Origin of the sequence: Hydrogenophaga sp. A37, assembly GCF_002001205.1 — a bacterium.
Lineage (GTDB): Bacteria > Pseudomonadota > Gammaproteobacteria > Burkholderiales > Burkholderiaceae_C > Hydrogenophaga.
In genome coordinates, this window is sequence record NZ_MUNZ01000037.1 from 1 (window position 1) to 8,779 (window position 8,779).

7 protein-coding genes and 1 pseudogene are annotated in these 8,779 nt (G+C 67.2%); 4 read left to right on the forward strand and 4 right to left on the reverse strand.

The window, feature by feature from the left end; all coding sequences use genetic code 11:
- Positions 1-23: 23 nt before the first annotated feature.
- The 4 genes from kdpC to kdpF form a co-directional block, all read right to left on the reverse strand.
- The gene (gene kdpC / locus B0E41_RS00530; protein ID WP_077327583.1) at positions 24-644 is read right to left on the reverse strand and encodes a potassium-transporting ATPase subunit KdpC; all 621 of its coding nucleotides are present in this window, start codon (positions 642-644) and stop codon (positions 24-26) included.
- 153 nt (positions 645-797) lie between these two features.
- Positions 798-2,876: a potassium-transporting ATPase subunit KdpB gene (kdpB, locus tag B0E41_RS00535; protein ID WP_077327586.1), complete on the reverse strand. Its 2,079-nt coding sequence runs from the start codon at positions 2,874-2,876 to the stop codon at positions 798-800.
- 11 nt (positions 2,877-2,887) lie between these two features.
- The gene (gene kdpA / locus B0E41_RS00540; protein ID WP_077327588.1) at positions 2,888-4,660 is read right to left on the reverse strand and encodes a potassium-transporting ATPase subunit KdpA; all 1,773 of its coding nucleotides are present in this window, start codon (positions 4,658-4,660) and stop codon (positions 2,888-2,890) included.
- Positions 4,657-4,749 (reverse strand): K(+)-transporting ATPase subunit F, encoded by a 93-nt coding sequence (gene kdpF, locus B0E41_RS00545; protein ID WP_077327591.1) that lies wholly within the window; start codon positions 4,747-4,749, stop codon positions 4,657-4,659. Before kdpF ends, kdpA begins: the two co-directional genes overlap by 4 nt.
- A 584-nt stretch (positions 4,750-5,333) precedes the next feature.
- Here kdpF and B0E41_RS00550 point away from each other — a divergent pair.
- From B0E41_RS00550 to B0E41_RS26380, 4 genes and pseudogenes are all read left to right on the forward strand, one after another.
- The gene (locus B0E41_RS00550; protein WP_077327594.1) at positions 5,334-7,025 is read left to right on the forward strand and encodes a PQQ-dependent methanol/ethanol family dehydrogenase; all 1,692 of its coding nucleotides are present in this window, start codon (positions 5,334-5,336) and stop codon (positions 7,023-7,025) included.
- A 159-nt stretch (positions 7,026-7,184) separates the two neighbouring features.
- Positions 7,185-7,508 (forward strand): c-type cytochrome, encoded by a 324-nt coding sequence (locus B0E41_RS00555; RefSeq protein WP_077327603.1) that lies wholly within the window; start codon positions 7,185-7,187, stop codon positions 7,506-7,508.
- The gene (locus B0E41_RS00560) at positions 7,484-8,056 is read left to right on the forward strand and encodes a hypothetical protein (RefSeq protein ID WP_077327597.1); all 573 of its coding nucleotides are present in this window, start codon (positions 7,484-7,486) and stop codon (positions 8,054-8,056) included. Before B0E41_RS00555 ends, B0E41_RS00560 begins: the two co-directional genes overlap by 25 nt.
- Positions 8,057-8,174: 118 nt before the next feature.
- A pseudogene (locus B0E41_RS26380) lies at positions 8,175-8,779 on the forward strand (hypothetical protein); the annotation flags it as partial.

An 8,779-nucleotide genomic window follows, 5' to 3' on the forward strand; every position in this document is an offset into this window, starting at 1 on the left:
CAGCCATTGTGACCCGGCGCCGATCAGTTACGGGCTATCGCGTCGAGCGCGAGGTTCAGCGCCAGCACGTTCACGCGCGCCTCCCCCAAGAAGCCGAGCCACGCGCCCTCGGTGTGCTGATCCACCAGGGCGTTCAGCTGCTCGGGTGCCAGGCCACGCACGCGCGCGACCCGCGCCACCTGGTAGCGCGCCGCGGCCAGGCTGATGTGCGGGTCGAGGCCGCTGGCGGACGCGGTGACCAGGTCCACCGGCACGGGCGCCGTGTTGCCGGGGTCGGCCGCGCGCAGCGCAGCAATGCGTGCCTGCACCGCTTCGGCCAGCGCCGGGTGGCTGGGGCCGAGGTTGGAGCCGCTGGAGGCCCCGCCGTTGTAGGCCATGGGACCGGTCGCCGAAGGGCGGCTCCAGAAGTGGCCGGGCTGTGAGAACGGCTGGCCGATGAGTTCGGAGCCCACCGCCAGGCCGCCGCGCTGGACCAGGCTGCCGTTGGCCTGGTGCGGAAAGACCGCCTGCGCCACGCCGGTGACCAGCAGCGGGTACAGCAGGCCGGTGAGCAGGCTCAGCACGAGGAACAGCACGAGGGCCGGGCGCAGCACCGGGCTCTTGTCGTCGGGCTCAGTGGAGTTGGTTTCAGGTGTGGTTTTCATGGTGTTTCCTTGGGTACTTCAGTTGTTCCGCGGCGCCGGAGCGCCACCCGCACCGCATGACACAACGCCAACCGGAGGCACAGCCGGGCCGGCTTTGCCGGACGGCCAGTGCCGCCCCCTGGGGGGTGACGCGAAGCGGCGCGGGGGGTCATCTCAGGCCATGCCGACGGCGGCGATCAGCATGTCGATCGCCTTGATGCCGATGAAGGGCACGATCACGCCGCCCAGCCCGTAGATGGCCAGGTTGCGGCGCAGCAGCACGGCGGCGCTGACGGCGCGGTAGCTCACACCCTTGAGCGCCAACGGGATCAGGAACACGATGATCAGCGCGTTGAAGATCACGGCGGACAGGATGGCCGAGTTGGGGCTGGCGAGCTGCATCACGTTGAGCGCCGAGAGCTGCGGGTAGGTGGCGACAAAGGCCGCCGGCACGATGGCGAAGTACTTGGCCACGTCGTTGGCGATGCTGAAGGTGGTGAGCGCGCCGCGCGTCATCAGCATCTGCTTGCCGGTCTCGACGATCTCGATCAGCTTGGTCGGGTTGCTGTCGAGGTCGACCATGTTGCCAGCTTCCTTGGCGGCCTGCGTGCCGGTGTTCATGGCCACGGCCACGTCGGCCTGGGCCAGGGCGGGCGCGTCGTTGGTGCCGTCGCCCGTCATGGCCACCAGCCGGCCCTGCGCCTGGTGCTCACGGATCAGCTTGAGCTTGGCCTCGGGCGTGGCCTCGGCCAGGAAGTCGTCCACCCCCGCCTCGGCGGCAATCGCTGCGGCGGTGAGGCGGTTGTCGCCGGTCACCATCACGGTCTTGATGCCCATGCGGCGCAGCTCGGCAAACCGGTCCTTGATGCCGCCCTTGACGATGTCTTTCAGCTCGACCACGCCGAGCAACTTGGTGCCGTCGGCCACCACCAGCGGCGTGCTGCCGCGCCGCGCCACGTCGTCGACCGCGGTCTGCAGCGCCGCCGGGAAGCTGCCGCCCAGCGCTTCGACATGGCGGCGGATCGAATCGGCCGCGCCCTTGCGCACCGCGCGACCCTTGCCGTCCGGGCCCTGCAGATCGACACCGCTCATGCGGGTCTGCGCGGTGAAATGAACGAACGTGGCGCCGAGTGCGGCCACATCGCGCTCACGCAGGTTGAACTTCTGCTTGGCGAGCACGACGATGCTGCGGCCTTCCGGCGTTTCGTCGGCGAGCGAGGCGAGTTGCGCGGCATCGGCCAGGTCGGCTTCCTTCACGCCGGGCGCAGGCAGGAAGGCGCTGGCCTGGCGGTTGCCCAGGGTGATGGTGCCGGTCTTGTCGAGCAGCAACACGTCCACATCGCCGGCGGCCTCCACCGCGCGGCCCGAGGTGGCGATCACGTTGGCCTGCATCAGCCGGCTCATGCCGGCCACGCCGATGGCGCTGAGCAGGCCGGCAATCGTGGTGGGGATCAGGCAGACCAGCAGGGCGACCAGCACCACCAGGCTCACCGGCTGGCCAGCCCCGCTGGCCGCCACACCGAATGTGGAGAACGGCAGCAGCGTGACCACGACGCCGAGGAACACGATGGTCAGCGCCACCAGCAGGATGGTCAGCGCGATCTCGTTCGGCGTCTTCTGGCGCTTGGCGTTCTCGACCATCGCGATCATGCGGTCCACGAAGGTCTCGCCCGGGTTCACCGTGACGCGCACCACGACCCAATCGGACAGCACGCGCGTGCCGCCGGTCACGGCCGAGAAGTCGCCGCCCGACTCGCGGATGACCGGCGCCGATTCGCCGGTGATGGCGCTCTCGTCCACCGAGGCCACGCCGTCGATCACCTCGCCGTCGGCGGGCACGGTGTCGCCGGCCTCGACCAGCACCAGGTCGGTCTTGCGCAGGTTGTCGGCCTCCAGCGGGTGCCAGTGCATGGCAGTGCGTGGCGTGCCGCGCTCGTAGCTCGCTTCAAGCTTCTTGGCCCAGGTCTGCTTTTTGAGGCCACGCAGGCTGGCGGCCTGCGCCTTGCTCCGGCCCTCGGCCATGGCTTCGGCGAAGTTGGCGAACAGCACCGTGAACCACAGCCACAGCGCCACCGCAATGGTGAAGCCCTCGGGCTGGGCGATGGCCAGCGCGGTGGTGAAGGCGCTGCCGATGTAGACCACGAACATCACCGGGTTGCGGCGCTGCACGCGGGGGTCGAGCTTGCGAAAGGCGTCGATCAGGGCCGGACGCATCAGCGCCGGGTCAAAGAGGGGCAGGGTTTGTCGACTCATGGTGTTCCTCCTCAGCGCGCCCACAGCGTCAGGTGCTCGGCCACGGGGCCCAGCGCCAGCGCAGGCACATAGTTCAACAGGCCGACCAGCAACACGGTGCCGACCAGCAGGGCCACGAACAGCGGACCGTGGGTGGGCAGGGTGCCGTCGGTGGCGGTGGCGCGCTGCTTGGCGGCGAGCGAGCCGGCCATGGCCAGCACCGGCACGATCACGCCGAAGCGGCCGAACACCATCGCCAGACCGAGCAGCACGTTGTAGAACGGCGTGTTGGCCGACAGGCCGGCGAAGGCGCTGCCGTTGTTGTTGGCGGCCGAGGACAGCGCGTACAGCACCTCGCTGAAGCCGTGTGCGCCCGGGTTCAGGATGCCGGCGCGGCCGCCTTCGCTCATCACCGCCACGGCCGTGCCCACGAGCACCAGCAGGGGCGTGACCAGGATGGCGATGGAGACCATCTTCATCTCGTGCGCCTCGATCTTCTTGCCCAGGTAGGCCGGCGTGCGCCCGATCATCAGGCCGGCGATGAACACCGCCATGATGGCGAACACCAGCATGCCGTAGAGGCCCGCGCCGACGCCGCCGAACACCACCTCGCCCAGCTGCATCAGCACCATCGGCACCATGCCGCCCAGCGGCGTGAAGCTGTCGTGCATGGCGATCACGGCGCCGCAGCTGGCGGCGGTGGTGATCACCGCGAACAGGCTGGATGCGTTGATGCCGAAGCGCACCTCCTTGCCTTCCATGTTGCCGCCGGCCTGCAGGGCGCTGGCGGTCTGGTCGGCGCCGAGTGCGGCCAGCACCGGGTTGCCTTGCTGTTCGAAGCTGGTGGCAGCGACCACGAAAGCCACGAACAGCAGCGTCATCGCGGCGAGCACCGCCCAGCCCTGGCGCTGGTCGCCCACCATGCGGCCGAACACGAAACACAACGCGGCTGGGATCAGGAAGATGCTGAGCATCTGCACGAAGTTGGACAGCGGTGTGGGGTTCTCGAACGGGTGGGCCGAGTTGGCATTGAAGAAACCACCGCCGTTGGTGCCCACCATCTTGATGGCGAGCTGCGAGGCCACCGGCCCCATGGCCAGGGTCTGCGTGGGGCTGCTGTGTGCCTCGGTCTGCGCCGGTTGGCCCTCGGCAGCCGGGGTGCTGGTCTCCCAGCTCACGGTCTCCAGGGTCTTCACCTCGGTGTAAGGCGAGAGGTTCTGGACCACGCCCTGACCCGCGAAGAACAGCGCCAGCGCCAGCGACAGTGGCAGCAGCACCCACAACGTGGCGCGGGTGAGGTCCACCCACACGTTGCCGATGGCTTTGGTCGAGTGGCGCGCGAAGCCGCGCACCAGCGCGATCACCACCACGATGCCGGTGGCGGCCGAGAGGAAGTTCTGCACCGTCAGGCCCAGCATCTGCGTCAGGTAGCTCATGGTGGTTTCGCCGCCATAGCCCTGCCAGTTGGTGTTGCTCATGAAGCTGATGGCGGTGTTGAAGGCCGAGTCGGGCGTGACGGCACCGAAGCCCTGTGGGTTCAGCGGCAGCACATGCTGCAAGCGCTGCAGCGCATACACCGCGAGCACGCCCAGGGCGTTGAACACCAGCAGGCCCAGCGTGTAACGCAGCCAGCCGGATTCGCGCTCGGGCCGCACGCCGGCCAGGCGCCACAGGGGCGCCTCGATGCGTTGCCCCAGTGCGAAGCGGCCGGCCATCACGGCGTCGATCGCGCGCGCCAGCGGCCAGGCCAGGGCGAGCAGCAGGGTGAGGAAGACCGCGAGTTGCAGCCATGCCAGGGTGTTCATGAGAAGTCCTCCGGCCGCAGCAGCACGGCCACCAGGTAAATCAGAAGGCCACCCGCGAGCAGGGCGGCGAGCAAGGTCCAGTTGTTCATGGGAATACCTCCGCGCGATGCGCTGCGGTGCGAGCTGGCTTGGGGCGGCCCGGCGCGGCGCTCATGGGCGCCCCCCACCGGTAGGTTGCAGGCGCCGGCAGACCAGTGCCAGCCCCCAGATGGCGAGGCCGCACGCTGCGGCCAGACCGAGATAGATGAAGTCCATGGAAACCTCCGTTCAAGACATGTCACCGATGCTAGGAACGGGGGTGTCAAGACGGGCGCAAGACTGAGCGGCCCCGTATCAAGAAAGCATCAAGATGCCGAGCGGGGCCTAGGGTGTACCAGTCAGTGATTCATTTTTGAACAGTGTCACGGCCGCGTCAGCGCCGTTGAACAGTGGGTGGCGCATTTGGGGTGGTCTGATGGCCTGCGCGAGGCGTTGTGAGGCGCTTCTGATCGGTGAAAACCCTATGGTTTGCACTGGCACAGAAGTTGCCATTTCTTCGCTGCGTGCATGTCCGAGACCGGAGGAGCTGGAGCCAGAAGAGCGGTCAGGCGGCACGGGGAAAACCACACAGCCACTTACCTCACAACCGAGCAGGAGACCCACAGTGAAACGCACCCTATTGAGCCTATTGGTCATGGCCGCCACGGCCCACGTTGGCGCCCAGGGCGTCACCGACGCGATGATCGCCAACGACGCCGCCACGCCCGACAACGTCCTGAGCTGGGGCCTGGGCACACAAGGCCAGCGTCACTCGCCGCTGACCGGCGTCAACGCCAAGAACATCAGCAAACTGGTCCCCGTGTGGTCCATGTCGTTTGGTGGCGAGAAGCAACGCGGACAAGAGTCGCAGCCGCTGGTGAACAAAGGCAAGATGTTCGTCACCGCGTCCTACTCGCGCATCTTTGCGCTGGACTCCAAGACCGGCAAGAAGCTCTGGAAGTACGAGCACCGCCTGCCCGAAGGCATCATGCCCTGCTGCGACGTGATCAACCGCGGCGCCGCGCTGTACGACAACCTCGTCATCTTCGGCACGCTGGACGCACAACTCGTGGCCCTCGACCAGGACACCGGCAAGGTGGTGTGGCGCGAGAAGATCGACGACTACTCTGCCGGCTACAGCTACACCGCGGCCCCGCTGATCGCCGAAGGCCTGCTCATGACCGGCGTGTCCGGCGGTGAGTTCGGCGTGGTCGGCCGCGTCGAAGCGCGCGACCCCAAGACCGGCAAGATGGTCTGGACGCGCCCCGTGGTCGAAGGCCACATGGGCTACAAGGACGGCAAGGAAAACGGCATCAGCGGCACCACCAACGCCACCTGGCCTGGTGACACCTGGAAGACCGGTGGCGCCGCCACCTGGCTGGGCGGCAGCTACGACGCCAAGACCGGCCTGGCCTATTTCGGCACCGGCAACCCCGGCCCCTGGAACAGCCATGTGCGCAAGGGCGACAACCTGTATTCCACCTCCACCGTCGCCATCGACGTGAAGACCGGCCAGATCAAGTGGCACTACCAGTCCACACCCAACGACGGCTGGGACTACGACGGTGTGAACGAGTTCATCACCTTCGACATGGACGGCAAGCGCGTCGGCGCCAAGGCCGACCGCAACGGCTTCTTCTACGTGAACGACGCCGAAACCGGCAAGCTGCTGAACGCCTTCCCCTTCGTGAAGAAGGTGACCTGGGCCACCGGTATCGACCTGAAGACCGGTCGTCCGAACTTTGACCCGGCCAACCGCCCTGGCGACCCGACGGCCGCCGGTGGCGACGGCACCAAGGGCAAGTCGGTGTTCTCGGCCCCGGGCTTCCTGGGTGGCAAGAACCAGATGCCCATGGCCTACAGCCCCAAGACCGGCCTGTTCTACGTGCCCACCAACGAATGGGGCATGGAGATCTGGAACGAACCTATCACCTACAAGAAGGGTGCCGCCTACCTGGGCGCGGGTTTCACCATCAAGCCGCTGTTCGACGACCACATCGGTTCGCTGCGCGCCATCAACCCCAAGACCGGCAAGGTCGAGTGGGAAGTCAAGAACGAGGCTCCGCTCTGGGGTGGCGTGCTGACGGCTGGCGACCTGGTGTTCTGGGGCACGCCTGAGGGCTACCTCAAGGCCGCTGATGCCAAGACCGGCAAGGTGGTCTGGCAGTTCCAGACCGGCTCCGGCGTGGTCGCACCTCCCATCACCTGGACCGAAGGCGGCGAGCAGTACGTGAGCGTGGTCTCCGGCTGGGGCGGCGCGGTGCCGCTGTGGGGTGGTGAAGTGGCCAAGAAGGTCAACTTCCTCGAACAGGGAGGCTCGGTCTGGACCTTCAAGATCGCGAAGTGATCTCCCCCCTGCGCCGCTTTGCGGCGTCCCCCTAGGGGGACCACGCCCTGGGCCCGGCGGAGCCGGATCCTTGGCGTGTGCTGGGTGGGGCACTTCGCGGCTGGCGTCGCGTTTCGTTCCCCACCCTTTTTCTTTTCCTCTTTTTTTGTGATGCCTGTCATGCGTACTCTCATCCTCCTCACCGCTGGCCTCCTGCTCGCTTCCGGCGCCGCGCACGCGGTGGACGAAGCCGCTGCCGTGGAGCTGGCCAAGAACAACGGCTGTCTGTCCTGCCACTCGGCCAAGGAAAAGATCGTCGGCCCGGCCTACAGCTCGGTCGCTGAAAAATACAAGGACGACAAAGACGCCGTGGCCTCGCTGGTGCAGTCGATTCAGAACGGCAGCAAAGGCAAGTGGGGTCGCATCCCCATGCCGGCCCATCCCGGCATGAGCGCGGCCGACATCAAGACCCTGGCCCAATGGGTCATGAGCACCAAACCCTGATCGCGCTGGCCGCTGCGCTCGCCGTGGGCGGGGCTGCGGCACAGCCGACCACCACCTTGCCCGAGGGTGAAAAATCCCTCGTGGCCGTGACGCGGGATGGCCAGAAGACCCGCATCGGCACGGTGAGCTTTCGCGTCGTCGACGGCGGCCAGGCGGCCTTTCGCGTGCAGATGGATCGCGCCGTGATGAGCGACCATTTCCTCTCCATGCGCGAATTCAAGTGCCTGCCCGCCGCGCAGGAGATCAGCTGTTTCGTGCCCTATCCCTACAAAAATCCGGGCACCGTTTCCGCCACTGACTTCGGCTGGCTGGAACACAACCTGTTGTTCTTCTTCAAGCAGCCCGCGGACTTCGGCGCCAAGCTGTGGAACGGCATCATCTTCAAGTTCACGCAGACCCCCACAGGCCTGGTGGGAAAACCCCAGGCCGTCGACCTCAACCTGATCGGCGTGCCGCCCGACTCCCTCAACGAACCGCCTTACGGCCCGTTTCAGCGAGACGACTTCGCGCCCGGGGCGCGCTGGGTGCAGGAGCTGCGTATCGAGTGACGCTCAGCCTCTCAGGCACTGCTCGCCGTGATCGCTACATGTCGTCACACCTGGATGCACGGTGTGGTGAATTCAGTGGATAGCATCCGCTCCAACCTTTCACCATCAGGAGCACCCCATGAAAACATCAAATCCCCTCAACACCTTGAACCGCCTGGCGCTGGCCATCGCCTGCCTGGCCGCTGGCGCCGCCTGGGCTCAAACCACTGTGGTGGTCAATCCACCGGTGGTGGTCACTCCACCAGTGGTGGTCCAGCCGGCACCGAGCAAACCCGTCCCCTCCGCGCGGCAGCAGGAAATGGCCGTGCAACTCGCCCGGGCCAATCTCTCTCAGAAAGGCATCACCGAACCCACCACCGCGCAGCTCTCGCTCGCCACCAGCGATGTGCAGGCCTTGCGCGACAGCGGCATGGGCTGGGGCCAGATCGCCAACAGCCTGGGCCTGCGCCTGGGCTCGGTGGTCAGCGCCGCGAACAAGGCCGACAAGGCCGAGAAGGCGGACCAGCGCGCCGCCCTGGACGCCGGAGCCACTGGCAAACGCCCGGCATCGGCCGGCAGCTCGGGCGGCGGCAAGGGAACGGGCGGCAGCAGCAACGGAAGCGGCGGCGGTCAAGGAGCCGGCAACGGGGGCAACAAAGGCGGCGGTTCCAATGCGGGCGGCGGTGGCAACTCCGGTAACGGCGGCAAAGGGGGCAACTCCGGCAATGGCGGTGGCAACGGGGG

What these genes read in the sequence shown, in the direction of transcription:
- kdpB (WP_077327586.1), bottom strand. Translation starts at nt 2,876, where the DNA reads ATGAGTCGACAAACCCTGCCCCTCTTTGACCCGGCGCTGATGCGTCCG.
- B0E41_RS00550 (WP_077327594.1), top strand. Translation starts at nt 5,334, where the DNA reads ATGGCCGCCACGGCCCACGTTGGCGCCCAGGGCGTCACCGACGCGATG.
- kdpA (WP_077327588.1), bottom strand. Translation starts at nt 4,660, where the DNA reads ATGAACACCCTGGCATGGCTGCAACTCGCGGTCTTCCTCACCCTGCTG.
- kdpF (WP_077327591.1), bottom strand. Translation starts at nt 4,749, where the DNA reads ATGAACAACTGGACCTTGCTCGCCGCCCTGCTCGCGGGTGGCCTTCTG.
- kdpC (WP_077327583.1), bottom strand. Translation starts at nt 644, where the DNA reads ATGAAAACCACACCTGAAACCAACTCCACTGAGCCCGACGACAAGAGC.
- B0E41_RS00560 (WP_077327597.1), top strand. Translation starts at nt 7,484, where the DNA reads ATGGGTCATGAGCACCAAACCCTGATCGCGCTGGCCGCTGCGCTCGCC.
- B0E41_RS00555 (WP_077327603.1), top strand. Translation starts at nt 7,185, where the DNA reads ATGCGTACTCTCATCCTCCTCACCGCTGGCCTCCTGCTCGCTTCCGGC.